This is a genomic window from Methylobacterium sp. E-066 (genome assembly GCF_022829635.1).
Lineage (GTDB): Bacteria > Pseudomonadota > Alphaproteobacteria > Rhizobiales > Beijerinckiaceae > Methylobacterium.
On record NZ_JAKSYO010000009.1, the window covers coordinates 1 to 17,064 of the forward strand.

The following is a 17,064-nucleotide window of genomic DNA, read 5'->3' on the forward strand; positions in this document are numbered from 1 at the left end:
GGCCCCGGGCAAGGTCACGGCGATCGACACCCACTGGATCTGGCAGGACGGGGAGGCCCTGACCCGGGAGCCGCTGGCGATCCGCGGCGGCCTCGTGCAGGTGCCGGAACGGCCGGGCCTCGGGATCGAGCTCGACTGGTCCGCCGTCGAGCGAGCGCACGCCCTCTACCGCGAACACGGCCTCGGTGCCCGCGACGACGCGGCGGCGATGCAGTTCCTGATCCCCGGCTGGACCTTCGATCCGAAGAGGCCCTGCCTCGTCCGCTGATCGCGCCCCCGATGCCGTCTCGCACGAGGCACCGACCGCCGTCGCGCCGAAAGACCTGCGGACGCCGTGCGCTTCCGCAATAGCCTTTGAGCATGCGGTAGAAGACCCGGATGGCTGACATTGTCCCCCACCGCATCCCGGAGAGAACCTATGGACGAGACCGTCATCGGGATCCGGCTGCGCTCGGTCTACCTGCCGCTGAAGACCCCGATCAGTGATGCGAAGGTGCTCACTGGCCGCCAGAAGCCGATGACCGAGATCGCGATCCTGTTCTGCGAGGTGGAATCCAGCGCGGGTCATCGCGGCCTCGGGATCAGGTACGCGAAGCGCGCCGGCGGCCCAGGCCAGTTCGCCCATGCGCGGGAGATCGCGCCGGCGCTCCTCGGCGAGGATCCGAACGACATCGCCAAGGCCTGGGACAAGCTCGCCTGGGCCGGGGCCTCGGTCAGCCGCAGCGGCCTCGCGGTTCAGGTGATCGGTGCCTTCGACGTGGCTCTGTGGGACCTCAAGGCGAAGCGAGCGGGCCTGTCGCTTGCCAAGCTCCTCGGATCGCAGCGTGACGCCGTGCGCTGCTACAACACCTCCGGCGGTTTCCTGCACACGCCCTTGGACGAGTTGCTGGTCAACACCGACCGCTCGCGGGCGAAGGGCGTCGGCGGCATCAAGCTGAAGGTCGGCCAACCGGACTGGGCCGAGGATATCCGGCGCGTGTCCCGCGTGCGCGAGCATCTGGGCGACGCCTTCCCGCTCATGGTCGACGCCAACCAGCAATGGGACCGGCCGACTGCCATGCGGATGGGCCGAACCTTCGAGCGGTTCAACCTGGTCTGGATCGAGGAGCCGCTCGACTGCTACGACTCCGCCGGACACGCGGCGCTGGCCGCGGCCCTCGACACGCCGATCGCCACCGGCGAAATGCTGACAAGCGTTTCCGAGCACTGGGACTTCATCCGCCAGAATGGTGCCGACTTCCTGATGCCGGACGCGCCACGGGTCGGTGGCATCACGCCGTTCCTCAAGGTCGCGGCGCTCGCCGAGTTCGCTGGCCTGACCATCGCGCCGCACTTCGCGATGGAACTGCACATCCACCTCGCCGCGGCGATGCAGCGCGAGCCCTGGGTCGAGCACTTCGAGTGGCTGGAGCCGCTGTTCAACGAGCGCCTGGAATTGAAGGACGGGCGCATGCTCGTTCCGACACAGCCCGGGCTCGGCATAAGCCTCAGCGAGCAGTCGCTCGCTTGGACGCGCGAGACCGCCGGATTCGGCAGCTTGGACTGAAGCGGCGTTTCAAGATTTCGGCCGCCTGGACCGGTCGCAAGCAACAATTGCACGCGGCTGCCTGTTTCACAGCCAACGGAGCTCCGAAGCGGATATTCCGCTTTCGGCCAGACCCCATCACGCCGGATCGTCGGCGCGCGTTCAATTCATGGATCGACGCCGCTCCTGAACCTCCTGCTGGGCCAGCTTGCGTCCCAATGCCAGCAGGAGCGCGTCGACCTGGGCCTTCAGCGCTGGATCCTGTAAATCGATGATCGCCCGATGGGCCGCCATGACATGGTCCACGGCCCGCTCGAGGGGTGGCATGAAACGATTAGGCTCATCTGCGGGAGCAGTAAGCCTGCCTGTCCGGGACCGCGTGATCTCCACGATAATGCCGCGCCCGCGCACCGGACGCCCGGCTGAGTCGCGGATGATGGAGCCGCGGTCGAGCACCCATCGCATGACGCCATCGGCTGAGAGAACCCGGTACTCGGCGACGAATGGACTATCTTCGTCGATGCAACAACGGATCAAAGCGTGGACATGCTCCTGGTCGTCGCGGTGCAAGCCTTCGACGTAAGTTGACAAAGGAAGTCCTATCGCGGCCAGCTCTGGATCAACGTTGAAGAGAAGCGCTACGAACGTGTCCGTGCGCACCAAGTCTGAAGCGATATCCCATTCCCAGGTGCCGGCCACCTCCAAGGCATCCAGTGCATGCTGTAACGCCGTTGGACAGGTTTGCCCGTCGATGAGCCTGAGCTTCGTCACCACACCGCCCATGATTGTTTAAGAGATTGATCATCCGCTCAGAGTGTACCTGGACTCTGACCGCGGTAGCCAAGAGCGATCAGCAACGTCGATGTGTAATGCCTACCCCGCCGATTGCAACCTGTGCTAGAGGAACCTCCAGGATGTGTTTCGTGCGCCGAGGCTGGAGAACCCATGGGACAGAGCCATGGGACAGAGGACGTCACCTCCGCCCATGCCCCAGGAGGACGGGTCGTGGGAAGACGTTGAGGGCGCCTGCACGCCGCCAGTGCCTTCATCAGGAGCGACACGGATTGTGAGCGCATCGCAGACGCGCTGGGACTGTCGCCAGCGGTGCTGTACGACGCGCCTGCCTCTGGAGACGCACCGTCCGGGATTGATGCCGACGCTGTGACCGACGGTAGCGGCCACGATTGCGCATGCACGACCTTGCTGAACGCCTACCCAGCCATCCGCGATCCGGCGGAGCGAGGGCGGATCCTGGCCTTGGTGCACAAGGCAACGCAGCAGACCTGAAGTAGCATATCCTGTGCAACCTGCGGGGGCTCGCCGGTCAGCCAGCTTTTCGCATCCGCTTAGGTATGGCGGCGTGCTATCAAAATAAATGATGACCGATTTTTGAATGAATACGAGACACAATTTTGAAAATCCTAGGTCCCGCGGAGCAGAATGGGTTTGGTTGAACACAATCATCTTGAGCGCAATGCGCAAATATAAATTGTATCTTCCGCCTGGATAAAGGTTCATAGTGTTGATTGACGACGGATCGCCGTTGGCCGAGGCCTTCGCGCCTATGGCGTCCGTCAGGACCGGTGCTCCGCCGTCGCTGATGAAGGCCGAAGCTCACGTGCGCCAGGTGAAATCACCGAAGGAGGACGACAGGCTCGTTCGGCGCGGCCCGAGCCTCGACGGCCTGCGAGACTTCCCGGGAGCGCCTCCGCTCGATGACTTGTTCGCGGCCGTCGTTCGGCAGGCCCGCGTGTTCATTGGTATCGCCGACACGAATCTCAGACCCGTCTTCCTGAACGCGGCCGGACGCAAAATGGTCGGGCTTCAGCCGGACGACGACATCTCGGCCATCCCGATCCCGGACTTCTTCCACCCGGCCGACCAAGCCGTCATCCGCGATGTCGCATTGCCGACGCTGTTGCGAGAGGGCCGCTGGGAGGGCGAGGTGCGCTTCCGCAATTTCGGAGGCGGTGCCGGGACGACGGTCCGGTGGCGCGCCTTCACGCTCTACGATGAGGACGGAGACCTCATCGGCGCCGCGACGATCAGCACGGACATCTCGGCTCGCAAACGCGCGGAAGCGCGGCTGCGCGCGAGCGAGACCCGGCTCCAGGCCGCCATCGACCTCGTTGACCTCTCGGCCTATTCCTGGGATCCGCACACCGGCACGCTGGATTGGGACGCGCGCCTGAAGGCGCTGTGGGGCCTCCCCCCTGACGCGCCCGTCGACGAACAGGTCTGGCTCTCCGCCATTCACCCCGACGACCGCCCGCGCGTCGAGGCGGCGGTCGCGCGCTGTACAGACCCGACGGGCGACGGCGTCTACCACATCAAGTACCGCGTTATCGGCATCCACGACGGCGTCGAGCGCTGGGTCTCGACGCACGGCCGCACCAGCTTCGAGGATGGTCGGCCGGTCTCGTTCGTCGGCGTCGTGGTGGAGATCACCGGGCAGATACGCGCCGAGGCGGCGCTGCGCGAGGGCGAGCATCGTCTCGCAGCGACGCTGGCCCAGTTGCCTATCGGGGTCGGCCTCGTCAACCCGGACGGCAGCATCGCGCTGGCGAACCGGGCGCTCGGACGCTACGCGCTCGACCGGATCCCTTCTGCGGAGACAGGCTCGAGCGAGCGCTGGCGGGCCTACGCACCGGATGGGCGACGGCTGAACCCCGCGGAGTATCCGGGTGGCCGAAGTCTGCGGGGCGAAACCGTCGTCCCGGGCATCGACTTCGTCTTCACCGACCCGAGCGGCACCGAGTGCTGGACACGCGTGAGCGCCGCCCCGTTCCACAATGTCGACGACGCGATCAGCGGCGCCATCGTGGTGGTGCAGGATGTCGATCGGGAGAAGCGGGCCGAGGCGGCTCTGCGCGTCAGCGAGGAGCGCTTCCGGCGCTTCGCCGAGCATTCGGCGAACGTGCTCTGGCTCGCCGACCTGAAGAGCGGGCGGCTCGATTATCTGAGCCCCGCCTTCACGCAGGTCTGGGGCATGCCCGCCGAAGACATGCCGGACATCGCGCGTTGGCTCGCCAGCGTCCATCCGGAGGACCGCGACGGTGCGGCGCGGGCGCTGGAACGGGTGAGCGCCGGCGAAACCCTGGTTTTGAAGTACCGTATCGTGCGCGCCACGGACCAGGCCGTGCGCTGCATCCGTGATACCTTCTTTCCGATCCCGGCGATCGACGGGTGCGTCCGATCTGCGGGCGGGATCGCCCAGGATGTCACGGGCGACACCGGTCTGCGGGCCTACGTGGTCGCGGCCGGGGACGGCGCTCGGCGCCACCTCGTCGGCGCCCTCCAGGCCGCCGATTGCGAGGTGCAGGCTTTTGCGAGCGGCCAAGCCTTTCTCAAGGTGATGGGCTCGCTGATGCCGGGCTGCGTCGTGCTCGATCTCACCGACGCTGACGACTTGGTGGTTGCCCGAGAGCTGAAACCCGCGCGCTCGCACCTGCCCGTGGTCGCGGTCGGCGCGAGCGGGGGCGACGTCGGCTTCGGGGTCCACGTCATGAAGGCGGGCGCGGTCGACTTCCTCGAAAAGCCCTGGGTACCGGATGAGCTGCTGTTCGCCGTGAGGACGGCGTTGGCCGAGATCCACGATGGGGAGAAGCGGGCGCGCGGGCGCGACGAGGCCCGGGATCGGATCGCAGCCCTTACGGCACGGGAGCGCGCCGTGCTGGAGGGCCTGCTCGCGGGTGGTACCAACAAGACCATCGCGCGTACCCTCGGCCTGAGCCCGCGCACGGTGGAGATCCACCGCGCCCGGGTCATGGAAGCGCTCGGCGCCCGCACCCTGCCGGAGGCGGTTCTCATCGCGACCGCAGCCGGCGTGAGTCCCGCAGTTCCGTCTGGGTCGTAGCCCGGCGCAGGCGCGGGAACCGGAGCGCTATGGGCCTCCTGAGCCAACCAGCGCTCGCTAAAGGTATCCGGCCTCGAATTCCGCGAGCTGAGAGAGCCGCCGCGGCGCGAGGATCCGCAGGCGGCGTTCGCGCAGCGAGATCAGCCCGTCGCGCCGTAGGGCTTGCAACACGCGGTTCACGTGCACGCTCGTGAGGCCGAGCGCGTCGGCGAGATCCTCCTGCGTCAGCGGGAGGTGGTACTGGCCGTCCGTGACCTGGCCGATCGCCCCCAGCCGCTCCAGCAACTCGCACAGGAGATGCGCCATGCGTTCACGGCCCGAGCGAATGCCGATACTGACCATCCACTCGCGGGCCGTCGCCTCTTCGGCGAGCTTCGCCCGTTGCACGGCGAGCGCGATGCGGGGATGCCGGCCAAGCAGGTCGAGATAGACCGGGCGCGGGACCTTGGCGACCCGGCAGGGGGTGAGGGCCTCGATCGTGTGGTCGAGCGGGTAGCCGTGCAGGGCACCGCGGTCGCAGAGATCACCGGGGACCAGATAGGCCAGGATCTGGCGGCGGCCGGATACGCGGCGCTTATACCGGCTGGCGAAGCCGGCGAAGACGATGAGCGCGTGGTCGGCCACGCCTTCCTGCTCTGCGAGGACGGTGTGCCGCACGACCGCGTGGACATAGCCGGTCAGGCCCTCGAGCGCCGCTCGATCCTGCTGCGTCAGCGAGGCAAGGCCATCGAGCTTACGGGCCAGGGCGCAGACGGAGTGGCCCTCTTTCAGCGGCGGAGCCGAGTGCCGCGGGACGCGGGCAACCTTTGAGACGAGGGCATCCACCACGGTAATCGGGACAAGTGTCTCCATCGGTTTTCCTCCAGGATGGTTGCCTCATTCTCCCGTCGCCGCGGGGTGAGCACATCCGGCCCGTCCCTTAGGGTGCCTCCGATCCGCCCCCCTCGATCTCCCGGCTCCGGTAGGCCATCGCGGGGGCAAGCCGCGCGATGTGTGGGGACCATTGCGCGCGCAAGGTCAGGTAGGCCTGCGCCGCCGTGTCCTCCTGCGCGACCGCGATGCCTTCCTCGGCGAGCCGGGATGCGGCTTTCTCCCAATGGGCGCGCCACCGCTGCCGCTCCTCGGGATCGGCCGCTGTCACCCCCGGCGGATCACCCGGCAGGAAGGTTGTTTCGAGCGTGACGACCAGCGTCTGAGCCACGCGCCAGAGTGCCTCGACCGCCGCGGCCTCCTTCAGCCACGCCGTCTCCTCGCCTGCGAGCGCGCTGCGGATCAGCGACACCGTGTCGAGGACGAGGTGAGCCTGCGCGGAGACCGCGTAGTACGGCTGCTGGAACCGGAAGTAGAACAGCACCGGGTAGAAGTGGTGTGTCTCCTTCATCGCGGCCATCGCGTTACCGAGCGCGACGAGATGGCTGTAGCCGGCGCTGAACTGTCCGCGGGGCCCGAGCCGCGCCAGCAACGCGCCGGCGTCCGAGGTTTCCCCCGAGAGAACGTGGAGCTGGAGCCCGAGCGCGTTGCGCTGCCGTAGGGCGCCGTAGACCTGCATGACGTAGGTCAGGACCAGGGAGGTGACCGACATCCCGATCAGCGAATTCACCAGATAGAGGACGCGATAGGCGTCGGTCGTCGGCTTGAAGTCGCTCGCGCCGACGATCGCCATGCTGCTGCCCCCGGCGTAGAGCGCGGTGACGAGGTCCGTGGATGTTGGGCCGCTGCTCGCCTGAACGCCCGTGCCGAGGCCGGGATGGATGATGAGCCCCGCGCCGAGCGTCAGGCCGACAGCCCAGAGCAGGACGTAGAGCAGAAGGATAACCGGGCCGCAGAAGGACAGCACCGTGCCGCCTCGCGAACCGACCGAATCGGCAGCGTGGCGCAGAGCGATCCAGGTGAGGTGGGCAGCGCGCTCGGCGATCAACCCGGTGCCGATGCGGGCGTAGAGGACGGTGAGGAACACGTCGAGGAGGACGATCCCCATGACGAGGACGCCCGACATGCGTTCAAGGGCGGGCAGCATAAACAGCCTTCCCCAAAGCCCGGGGCGCCGCTGGCGCCATTCCCATCGCGAACTGGCCGCTGCCGTCTCTGTTCCTGCGAGATGTCCGTAGGACGATCCCTATCCGTCCCGCGCGGCCAACCGAACATCCGGGCTTGACCGCGGCACCGTCCTGAACCTCTCGCCAGGCGGGTTATCCAGCCGATAGTGCCGATCGACGGCAGCCCAGAAGGCGCCCTTCATCTCGGGGCACCGACGATCGAGCACAGCCTCAATCTCGGCGAAGGCCGCGCGCGCGCAGGCGTCGCGGTCAACCTGCGAAAGTGCATCGCTCACGGTGAACCTCCGGTCCGGCGGGCGGCCGGGCCACCCTCGTCAGCGCGAAAGTGAGGTACCGTGTCGCGCGGGACGATCCGGGCATATCCTTAGGCCTCACGCGGATCCGGCTGGCCTGCGCATCAGGTCCTGTTTCAGCCTGAGAAATCGGCGCGGACCGGAGGTTCCCTAAGGGTTCGCCCGCAGGAAACGGGCGCCGGCTATCTCGGTTCGTACTTACGTCATTCATAGCCAGCCTGATCTTCGCGGTGGACGCACGGTTTCAAGATCCGTGAAGCCTTGCCGCCAACGCATTGATGTCTGGCTCGTCCCGACCGCGTTTGAGTTTCGAAGGTACAGCTCCGGAGCAGGTGTGCCATGGCAGACAGAGACGAGGGGCTTCTTGCGCGGGATCGCGGTGATCGTCCGGTTCGCTCCCAAGGGATGGCGGCCGCGCGGTCCCGGTCGGACCCCAGACAGAGCCGACAGGATGCCCTCGGCGACCGTTCAAGCTCTGGCATCATAGGGTTTGCCCTGGCGACCGCTGTCGGCGTCGCCGCCATCGGTCTGCTCGGAGCTCAGATGAGCGCTACCGGAAGCCGAACCGGAAGGGCGCCGAATCGACGGTCGGCCGTGGGACTAGAGCCGGAGGTCGAGCGCTCGATCACCATCGAGGATGTTTCGGCAGACAAACTCTACCGTCGCTGGCGCGATCCGGACACTTTGCGGCGGATCATGGCGCCCTTCGCAGATGTCCAGCCTACCGGCGATGGGCAGACGCGCTGGAGCGCCGGACACGATCTTGGCTCCTGGACGATGCGCTTGGCGGACGACCAGCCCGGCGAATTCATGCGCTGGGAGGCGCAAGACGACGGGGCCCTGATCCGGGAGGCGTCCGTGCGCTTCCGCCCCGCTGCCGGCAATCGCGGCACGGTGGTGGTCCTGCGCGCCAGCCTCGATCCGCCCGGCGGCATGCTCGGCCGCGTCGCCACCCGGATGCTGAACGATACGGTACCGGGAGCACTCGCGAGCAAGTCGCTGCACTTCTTCAAGGCCCTCGTCCAGACCGGCGAGATCCCGACGATCGAGCGGCAGCCGGCTGCTCGGCCCGACCCTCGCTGACACGGAGGCTTCTCATGCGTGCGCTCATCTGGAACGGTGTCAACGACCTCCGTGTCGAGACCGTCAAGGATCCCGAGATCGCCAACCCGCATGACTGTATCCTGCGGGTGACCATGTCGACCACGTGTGGCTCAGACCTGCACTTCATCGATGGTTACATTCCGACCATGAAGGCCGGAGACGTGATCGGTCACGAGTTCATGGGCGTGATCGAGGAGGTTGGGCCCGAGGTTAAGAAGGTCAAGAAGGGGGATCGGGTCGTCGTGCCGTCCTTCATCACCTGCGGCCAGTGCTGGTACTGCAAGAACAAGCTTCATTCGCTCTGCGACAACACCCATCCCAAACCCGAGCTACAGGAGCCGGTCTTCGGATATCCGACCGCCGGCATCTACGGCTACACCCACGCGTTCGGCGGCTACGCCGGTGCGCACGCCCAGTATGTGCGCGTGCCGTTTGCCGACAACGATTGCTTCAAGGCGCCGGAGGGCCTGCCGGACGAGCAGGTGCTGTTCCTCTCCGACGCCGCCCCGACCGGCTACATGGGGGCGGATTTCTGCAACATTCAGCCCGGCGATGTGGTGGCCGTGTGGGGCTGCGGCGGCGTCGGCCTGATGGCCCAGAAGAGCGCGTTCCTGATGGGGGCCGAGCGGGTGATCGGGATCGATCGCCTGCCCGAACGGCTGCAGATGGCTCGCGAGCATGTCGGCTCCGAGACCATCAACTACGAGGAGGTCGACAGCGTCCTCGAGGTGCTCAGGGAGATGACGGGCGGTCGCGGTCCGGACGCCTGCATCGACGCCGTCGGCATGGAGGCGCACGGGACCGGCCTGCAATACGCCTACGACCGCGCCAAGCAACTTGCCTACCTGCACACAGATCGCGGCCAGGCCCTACGCGAGGCGATCCTCGCCTGCCGCAAGGGCGGGACCCTTTCGATCCTGGGCGTCTACGGCGTCATGGACAAGTTTCCCATCGGGGCGATCATGAACAAGGGCCTGACCGTGCGCACGGCTCAGCAGCATGGACAGGCCTACATGGACCGTCTGCTCGCCCATGCGCAGAAGGGGGAGCTGAACCCCTCGTTCCTGGCGACGCATCGCTTCTCGCTCGAAGACGCACCGCGTGGCTACGCGATGTTCAAGCACAAGAATGACGGCTGCGTTCGCTCCGTGTTCATTCCCTAAAACGACGCCGTACAACAAGAAATTTGATTATCCGATATCTTTCGAAGGCTTCATCGCACGCTTCGAGCGTACTCGGCCCGCTCTCCATCGAATATCGGGATTCCGAGAGCACGCGCCAAGCCATCGATCCAGGGAGGTACCAGCACGGCCATACGATGACGTTGGCCGTGGATCTTCTCACTCAACCGGCAGGAGAACGGCATGCGAGCCTTGGTCTGGCACGGGAAAGAAGATATCCGCTGCGACAGCGTCACCGATCCGGAGATCCAAGACGGGCGCGACATCATCGTCAAAGTCACGAGCTGCGCGATCTGCGGCTCGGACCTGCACCTGTTTCACAACCTCATCCCCGCCATGCTTCCTGGCGACGTCATGGGCCACGAGACCATGGGCGAAGTCGTCGAGACCGGGCGCGGGCTCAATGGCAAGGTGAAGAAGGGCGACCGGGTCGTGGTGCCCTTCACCATCGTCTGCGGCGAGTGCGACCAGTGCAAGCGCGGATACTTTTCCGTCTGCCAAAGAAGCAACCGCAAGAAGCACCTCGCCGACAAGGTCTTCGGCCACACCACCGCCGGCCTGTTCGGCTACACGCACCTCACCGGCGGCTATCCCGGCGGCCAAGCCGAGTACCTGCGCGTGCCGTTCGCCGATGCAACCGTCCAGAAAGTGCCGGATGGCATTCCGGACGAGAAGCTGCTCTTCCTCTCGGACATCTTCCCGACCGGTTGGCAGGCGGCCGTCCAGGCCGACATTCAGCCCACCGACACCGTGGCGATCTGGGGCTGCGGGCCGGTCGGCCAGATGGCGATCCGCTCGGCCATCCTCCTGGGCGCCGAGCAGGTCGTCGCCATCGACCACCTGCCGGAGCGGCTGGAGATGGCCGAGGCGGGGGGCGCCATCACCATTAACTTCGACGACGAGAACGTCGTCGAGCGCCTGAACGAGCTGACCGAAGGCGAGGGCCCTGAGAAGTGCATCGACTGTATCGGCATGGAAAGCCACGTCACACCGTCCATGCCGGATACGGTCTATGATCGAGCCAAGCAGATCGTCCTGGCCGAGAGCGATCGGCCGCACGTGCTGCGCGAGATGATCTATGTCTGCCGACCGGGCGGCCTGATCTCGATCCCGGGCGTCTACGGCGGCTTCGCCGACAAGATCCCGATGGGCGCGGCGATGAACAAGGGTCTGACGTTCCGCATGGGGCAGACCCACGTCCAGCGCTGGACCGCCGATCTCCTGCGCCGGATCGAGGAGGAGCAGATCGACCCCTCCTTCGTCATCACGCACGAGGTCCCGCTCGACAAGGGACCCGAGATGTACCGGATGTTCCGGGACAAGCAGGACAGCTGCATCAAGGTCGTTCTCAAACCCTGACCCTGTACGGAGGGAGCATGATGAACATGTCGAGCATCGCGAGCCTCTCGAACATCACGCGATCCGAGGGCGATCCGAAGGTCATACAGTCCGGGCCGAGCTCGCGCGGGATACCGGACAGCCTCGCCAGAGGGCTCGGCTGGTTCAGCCTCGGTCTGGGCTTCACCGAACTCCTGGCACCCGGGCGCATCACGCGTGCCCTCGGCATGGAGGGCAAGGAGGCCTTGGTGCGCGCCTACGGAGTCCGTGAGATCGGCAGCGGCATCCTCTCGCTGTCGGTCGACAAGCAACTCGGGCTCTGGAGCCGGGTCGCCGGCGACGGCCTCGACATCGCGACCGTGATGACGGCGTTACGGTCGGACAACCCGAAACGCGACAATGTCGTCGTCGCATTGGCCCTGCTGCTCGGCATCACGGCGGTCGACGTGATCGATGCCCAAGCGACGACGGCGCGGCACAGCCGCGGGGCAGGTCGGAGAAGGTCTTACCAGGATCGCAGCGGCTTTCCGCGCGGCGTCAAGGCGTCCCGCGGCGCGGCGCGGGACTTCAAGACGCCGCCCGACTTGAAACACGCCCCACCCCTCGCCGCGGTCTCGAAGCGCGTTCCGGCCGCTTGAAGCGGCCCTAATAGACCGCACGCGCGCTTCCTGTTCGGATCTGCTCGAAACCCTCGGTGATCAGGAGCGCGACCTTCGGGCGATCGACGCAGTCGGACGCCGTCCTCGTACCTCTGCCCGACGAGGACTATCCCCGACTGCGTCAGCCCCTTGCCGAAGCCATCATCGCCCCTCGCGCCGGACCCGCCCGTGGGACGTGAAGACCCGGCCGCCCGCCGCAAGGGCGCCCGGCAGTGGCCACCGGCGCATGCAACAACCACAGCCGGCGGGATGGGTCGCCGAAGCTGGGCGCAGATAGGCCTCGCCCGCCTCGGTTGCAGAATAGGCGCCGCGGCCATCCGGGTCGCGACTGACGACGGCCGGCGCGCGCAGGAAGGTCCGTGGCGCGCCGACACCGCATTCCGGGCAGGCGCCTGGGTCCTGGAACTGCGCCATGGGCCGCATCGCCCTGAACGGCCCGCACGCTTCGCACTCGTAGTCGTAGATCGGCAGGGCGTCCTTAAGCGCGAGCGTGTGGATCGGCGTCGAGGTATCGGCTCTTTTGCAGGCAGGTTTAAGTTATTGAGAAGACGTATAAATTGGATGTCGAGGTGGGGTCACGATCGGCGCCGATCGTGACCCCACCTCGATCTCATTTTTTATTTTGAACAGAAAATTAGATATATTTATTCCAGGTGCACGCTGCGAGGCCGATCCACATAGTATGGCGCCGAATGGTCGAGATAGGCTGACATCGCCTCGATTAAAGCCGCGTCTGTTTAGGTCGGATCATAAGCGTTGTATCCTGCGGCGATAATGTAGCTTCGGCATTCGGTGGACTGAAGGCGTCAAAGGCGTTCCTGATGGTCTGCCAAAGGTCCGGGACGGTGCGCGCGGCAGCGGTGCGCAGGAGGGCTTTCAGCTTGACGAGGGCTTGTTCGATTGGGTCGAACTCCGGCGAGTAGGTAGGGAGATACAAGATCCGCGCGCCGGCCGACTCGATGGCTTCGCGCACGCCGGCGACCTTGTGGGATTGCAGGTTGTCGAAGACGACGGTGTCGCCGGGTCTCAGCACCGAGACCACGGTGTCGGTGACATAGACTCGGAAGCGCTCACCGTTGGTCGCGCCATCGAACAGGGTCGTGGCAACGAAGCCTCTGGTGCGCAGGGCGGCGGTGACGGTGGTGGTCTTGTCGTGCCCCTGGGGCACGAGGAGCCGGTAGCGCTCGCCACGCGGGGCCCGGCCGTAGGCTGGGGCCATGTTCGTTGCAGTGGCAGTCTCGTCGATGAACACGGTGGCATCGGGATCGAGATCGAGTTGATCCGCGAACCACGCCTCCGGTGCGGCTCTCACATCCGCCCCCTCCTGCTCAGCTGCGTAGGCAGCCACTTTTTACGGGCTGAGTCGCAGTGTGCACGTCGTCGATGACTGCGAGTGCGATCACTTTGACTGGAAGATCGCGTATTTGGGCAACCGGGTCGATGGCGGCGCTGCACGCAGTCGGAGTGGGCAGCGGCAGGGCCTCCCCGGAGAAAGTGCCCGGCATCGATCCTGGCCAGTCACGATCGGCGTTGCGCGGCTGTTGAGGCCGAAGGTGGGGATCAGACTGAGTTCGCAGCCTGTCCGACACCGGCAGAACAGATCCGCATCGCGTTCTCAACACCAAAGTTTTTCTCTCGTTTGCCAACCACGTGGAATAAGCTTTTGTTTGGCCGCTAAAGTGCATCGGAATTATTCTTTGTCTTGTTATCAAGGCAAACTTGCGTTAAAACATGCCATTCTGTGACTGTTGCATGTAAAATGGTCTCGTTTTAATCTTTTTGAACCACCACGAATTTCGAGACTATCGATGTATGCTGTAATGTTTCGCGCTGCTTTGGCCATATGTATCTCAACAATATTATGCGCAACAAGCAACGCATCCGGAAATAAAATCATCATCGCGTACCAGACCGGACCGGATCCGATCGAAGTCTTGATTGCCAATGGTGAAATCGTCAAAATTACGGGTCGGCAGGTCGAATTTCGCCGTTTCAATTCGGGCGCCGATATCCTGGCTGCCATTGCATCCGGCGATGTGCAGGTCGGGTATGTGGGGTCGAGCCCCTTCGCGGCCGCCGCAAGTCGCGGCCTCGACGTCAAGGCGTTCTACATCCCGTCCATATCCGGAACGGATGAGGCCCTCGTCGTCCGGGATGGATCGGGCATCAACAGCCCGGCCGATCTCAAAGGGAAGCGCCTTTCTGCAGCGCCGGTTTCGACCGACCATTATCAGCTGCTGGCCACGCTCAAACAGAACGGCATTGCGGAAAAGGAGGCCACTGTCCTGCCGCTCCCGCAGCCAGAGATCGTCGCAGCCTGGAAGCGCGGCGACCTGGATGCCGCCTTCGTGTGGGATCCAGCTCTTTCTGAGCTGAAGAAGAGCAGTCACGTGCTGCTCACCTCGAAGCAGGTGGCCGAACGCGGCGCGCCGACCTTTAATGCCTGGGTGGCGTCCGGCACCTTCGTGAAGAGCGAGCCTGACTTTCTCAAGACATTTGCAGCGCTGGTCGCCAAGCAGAACACGTCCTTCCTGACCGACAAGGCAGCTTGGAGTGAGGACTCGGCCAATGTGAAGACGATTGCCGGGCTGCTCGGAGGCACCCCGAAGGATCAGGCCGCCGCCCTGCGCGACCTCAACATCCTGCCGGCCGACCAACAGGGAACGGATATCTGGCTCGGCGGCGGCGAGAGGAGTGGGGTAGCCAGCATCCTCAAAGAAACTGCAGGATTTCTGAAGGCGCAGAAAAAAACAACAGCGGTTCGCGACAGCTATGCGGACTACGTGACGGCCGCGTTCGTGCCACCGCTCTCGCAGTGAGCGGGCGGGCCAGTCGGCCTGGATGATCGATCCCCGCAGCGAAGGTCGCAAGGTTGCTTCATGCTTCAGGTCCGACAGGCGAGTGTCTTCTTCGAACAAGGCGGCGGTCGCATCGTGCAGGCGCTCAAACGCGTCTCGCTGGATCTTCCAACAGGCGGCATCGTGATGGCGCTCGGGGCCTCAGGCTGCGGGAAGTCGACGTTGCTCAATGCGATTGCCGGCTTCCTTCCACTGAGCGAGGGCGTAATCCTGCTCGACGGTATGCCGGTGGAGCGTCCCGGGGCCGACCGTGGTGTCGTGTTCCAGAAGGACGCGTTGCTGCCCTGGCGCTCAGCCGCCGACAACGTGGCGCTCGGCTTGGAATACGCTGGAATGCCGCGCAGGGAGCGTCGGGAACGCGCCGAAGCGCTGCTCCGGCTCGTCCATCTCGAAGGCTTCGCCGACGCGCGGCCTAACGAACTCTCGGGAGGCATGCGCCAGCGCGTGGGGCTTGCCCGGGCGCTCGCCACCGACCCCAAAGTGTTGCTGATGGACGAACCCTTCGGAGCACTCGACAGCCAGACGCGCGAACACATGCAGGATCTGCTGGTCGAGGTCTGGGCCAAGACCGCCAAACAGGTGTTCTTCATCACGCATTCCATCGAAGAGGCGTTGATGCTCGGCACGACCATCCTGGTGATGTTGCCCCGCCCCGGACGGATCGTTGCGCACTGGGAACTCGATTTCGTGCAAAGGATCGCGGCGGGCGAGAAAGCCGAAGCCGTGCGACGCGAGAAGCGTTTCGGCGCATTGCACGACGAGATCAGGACCCTCATTCATGCGGGCGAACAGGTCGGGAGCGTTCAGTGACTCTCGCCGCCGCCAAGGACAAGGATCAGGATCAGGCCACCCCGGCGGGCAGCAGCCGTCCGAACACCGTTCGCCCTCGCACCTATGGCCTCGCTGATCGCCCGACACTGGCGATCAGCCTGGCGGCACTGGCCGTGCTGCTGGTGGTGTGGGAGCTGGTTACGCGCTTTGGGCTGGTGCAAAGCCTGTTCCTCCCCACGCCTGGGGAAGTCTGGACACAGTTCGTCGCCGTATCCACGGACGGCTATGCGGGCGCAACCCTTTCGGAGCACATCGGGGCTAGCCTCCTGCGGATCTTCACGGCAGCGGTGATCGCGTCCTCGACGGCCATCCCGATCGGTCTCGCCATGGGGCTGAACCGCTGGGCCAAAGGATTGGCCGATCCCATCATCGAGTTCTACTGGCCGCTGCCACCTTTGGCCTATCTGCCGCTGATGATCATCTGGCTCGGCATCGGTGAAAGCTCCAAGATCACATTGCTGACCTTAGCCATGTTCGCTCCGATCTGCCTGTCCGCCCAGGCGGGCGTGCGCGGGCTGCCGGTGGAGCGGATCAACGCGGCCCTCTCGCTAGGGGGGACCCGCTGGCAAGTGCTTCGTACGGTAATCCTGCCGGGCGCGCTGCCGGAAATACTGACGGGTGTGCGCATCGCCATAGGGGTGGGCTGGTCGACGCTCGTTGCCGCCGAACTCATCGCGGCAACCCGCGGCATCGGCTTCATGATCATGTCCGCCGCACAATTCCTGGCGACGGACGTGGTGTTTGTCGGGATCGGCGTCATCGCCGTCTTCGCGTTTACATTCTCGCTCGGGCTGCAACTCCTCGAACGCTGGCTCGTACCCTGGAAGGGCCCCCAGTAACTCCACCTCGCTCATCCGCGCCACTTCCGAGCCATATTGATCGACGTTGCTGCCGAACTGGGCATCGAATTGGGGGCAGGCAAGCCGCATCGCGCCTGCTCCGAGATCCGCTTCGGGGCAGAAACGGTATTGGCTGCCCAGAGACACCGCTTCGGCTTGTTCATGCGCACCGTCGGTCCGACCCGAGTTTGGGCCGCGATCAGGCGGTCCAACCTCGCCGACAACATCAAATGCTTCCTCTGAGAGCCTGTTTGACTGCGCGATTGCAGTCGAATGCCGGTTCCGACCAACATGTATCCCAATCTTACCCCCATCCTGAGCAACCGTTATGCGGGCTCGGCCGCGGCACGCCATGGCGTGCCGCGGCCGAGGACGGTGTTGGCGTAGATGAGCAGCTTTCGGGCGCAGGCGATGAGGGCCTGCTTGTGGGTCTTGCCGCGGGCCTGGAGGCGGGTGCGCAAGGCGACGAGGGCGGGGTTCCAGCGGTAGGACGCGGGCAGGGCGGCGGTGTACAGGGCGGTAC

At 65.3% G+C, this 17,064-nt stretch carries 15 protein-coding genes and 2 pseudogenes; 11 read left to right on the forward strand and 6 right to left on the reverse strand.

Annotated features, from left to right (window positions below; translation table 11 throughout):
* Positions 1-268: enolase C-terminal domain-like protein (locus tag MKL20_RS00110; protein WP_409568080.1), on the forward strand; the 268-nt coding region annotated here is incomplete at its 5' end.
* Between the two features lie 150 nt (positions 269-418).
* Positions 419-1,546 (forward strand): L-talarate/galactarate dehydratase, encoded by a 1,128-nt coding sequence (locus MKL20_RS00115; protein ID WP_244034981.1) that lies wholly within the window; start codon positions 419-421, stop codon positions 1,544-1,546.
* Between the two features lie 141 nt (positions 1,547-1,687).
* Here the strand turns inward: MKL20_RS00115 and MKL20_RS00120 are convergent, their stop codons facing one another.
* Entirely contained in the window at positions 1,688-2,296 is a 609-nt protein-coding gene (locus tag MKL20_RS00120; RefSeq protein ID WP_244034982.1) for a PAS domain-containing protein, read from the reverse strand.
* Positions 2,297-3,125: 829 nt separating this feature from the next.
* On the opposite strand from MKL20_RS00120, the gene MKL20_RS00125 reads away from it, so the two are divergent.
* Positions 3,126-5,381 carry a PAS domain S-box protein gene (locus tag MKL20_RS00125; RefSeq protein ID WP_244034983.1) on the forward strand — a complete coding sequence of 752 codons (2,256 nt, stop codon included), beginning with the start codon at positions 3,126-3,128 and terminating at the stop codon, positions 5,379-5,381.
* Between the two features lie 57 nt (positions 5,382-5,438).
* Here MKL20_RS00125 and MKL20_RS00130 read toward each other — a convergent pair whose 3' ends face one another.
* Positions 5,439-6,206 (reverse strand): Crp/Fnr family transcriptional regulator, encoded by a 768-nt coding sequence (locus MKL20_RS00130; protein ID WP_244034984.1) that lies wholly within the window; start codon positions 6,204-6,206, stop codon positions 5,439-5,441.
* A gap of 94 nt (positions 6,207-6,300) precedes the next feature.
* Complete coding sequence (locus MKL20_RS00135; RefSeq protein ID WP_244034985.1) at positions 6,301-7,398, reverse strand: two pore domain potassium channel family protein; 1,098 nt, start codon at positions 7,396-7,398, stop codon at positions 6,301-6,303.
* Between the two features lie 927 nt (positions 7,399-8,325).
* Between MKL20_RS00135 and MKL20_RS00140 the strand changes: the two genes are divergently transcribed.
* The 4 genes from MKL20_RS00140 (at position 8,326) to MKL20_RS00155 (ending at position 11,992) form a co-directional block, all read left to right on the forward strand.
* Positions 8,326-8,814 carry an SRPBCC family protein gene (locus MKL20_RS00140; protein ID WP_244034986.1) on the forward strand — a complete coding sequence of 163 codons (489 nt, stop codon included), beginning with the start codon at positions 8,326-8,328 and terminating at the stop codon, positions 8,812-8,814.
* A gap of 14 nt (positions 8,815-8,828) precedes the next feature.
* The gene (locus MKL20_RS00145) at positions 8,829-9,998 is read left to right on the forward strand and encodes a zinc-dependent alcohol dehydrogenase (protein ID WP_244034987.1); all 1,170 of its coding nucleotides are present in this window, start codon (positions 8,829-8,831) and stop codon (positions 9,996-9,998) included.
* A 201-nt stretch (positions 9,999-10,199) separates the two neighbouring features.
* Positions 10,200-11,375: a zinc-dependent alcohol dehydrogenase gene (locus MKL20_RS00150; RefSeq protein WP_244034988.1), complete on the forward strand. Its 1,176-nt coding sequence runs from the start codon at positions 10,200-10,202 to the stop codon at positions 11,373-11,375.
* A gap of 26 nt (positions 11,376-11,401) precedes the next feature.
* Complete coding sequence (locus MKL20_RS00155) at positions 11,402-11,992, forward strand: hypothetical protein (protein WP_244034993.1); 591 nt, start codon at positions 11,402-11,404, stop codon at positions 11,990-11,992.
* 162 nt (positions 11,993-12,154) lie between these two features.
* Here MKL20_RS00155 and MKL20_RS00160 read toward each other — a convergent pair whose 3' ends face one another.
* Positions 12,155-12,436 carry a hypothetical protein gene (locus MKL20_RS00160; protein ID WP_409568081.1) on the reverse strand — a complete coding sequence of 94 codons (282 nt, stop codon included), beginning with the start codon at positions 12,434-12,436 and terminating at the stop codon, positions 12,155-12,157.
* Between the two features lie 314 nt (positions 12,437-12,750).
* A pseudogene (locus tag MKL20_RS00165) lies at positions 12,751-13,364 on the reverse strand (IS630 family transposase); the annotation flags it as partial.
* A gap of 469 nt (positions 13,365-13,833) precedes the next feature.
* Between MKL20_RS00165 and tauA the strand changes: the two are divergent.
* Genes tauA through MKL20_RS00185 form a run of 4 tightly spaced genes read left to right on the forward strand, consistent with a single transcriptional unit; the run spans position 13,834 to position 16,784 of the window.
* Entirely contained in the window at positions 13,834-14,832 is a 999-nt protein-coding gene (gene tauA / locus MKL20_RS00170; RefSeq protein ID WP_244034990.1) for a taurine ABC transporter substrate-binding protein, read from the forward strand.
* A gap of 60 nt (positions 14,833-14,892) precedes the next feature.
* On the forward strand, positions 14,893-15,681 hold the full coding sequence (locus tag MKL20_RS00175; protein ID WP_244034991.1) for an ABC transporter ATP-binding protein: 789 nt from the start codon (positions 14,893-14,895) through the stop codon (positions 15,679-15,681).
* A complete protein-coding gene (locus MKL20_RS00180; RefSeq protein ID WP_409568082.1) occupies positions 15,678-16,541 on the forward strand; it encodes an ABC transporter permease subunit in 864 nt (287 codons plus the stop codon). Before MKL20_RS00175 ends, MKL20_RS00180 begins: the two co-directional genes overlap by 4 nt.
* 36 nt (positions 16,542-16,577) lie before the next feature.
* On the forward strand, positions 16,578-16,784 hold the full coding sequence (locus tag MKL20_RS00185; RefSeq protein ID WP_244034992.1) for a hypothetical protein: 207 nt from the start codon (positions 16,578-16,580) through the stop codon (positions 16,782-16,784).
* Positions 16,785-16,867: 83 nt separating this feature from the next.
* Here MKL20_RS00185 and MKL20_RS00190 read toward each other — a convergent pair.
* Positions 16,868-17,064: pseudogene (locus MKL20_RS00190) on the reverse strand (IS110 family transposase); the annotation flags it as partial.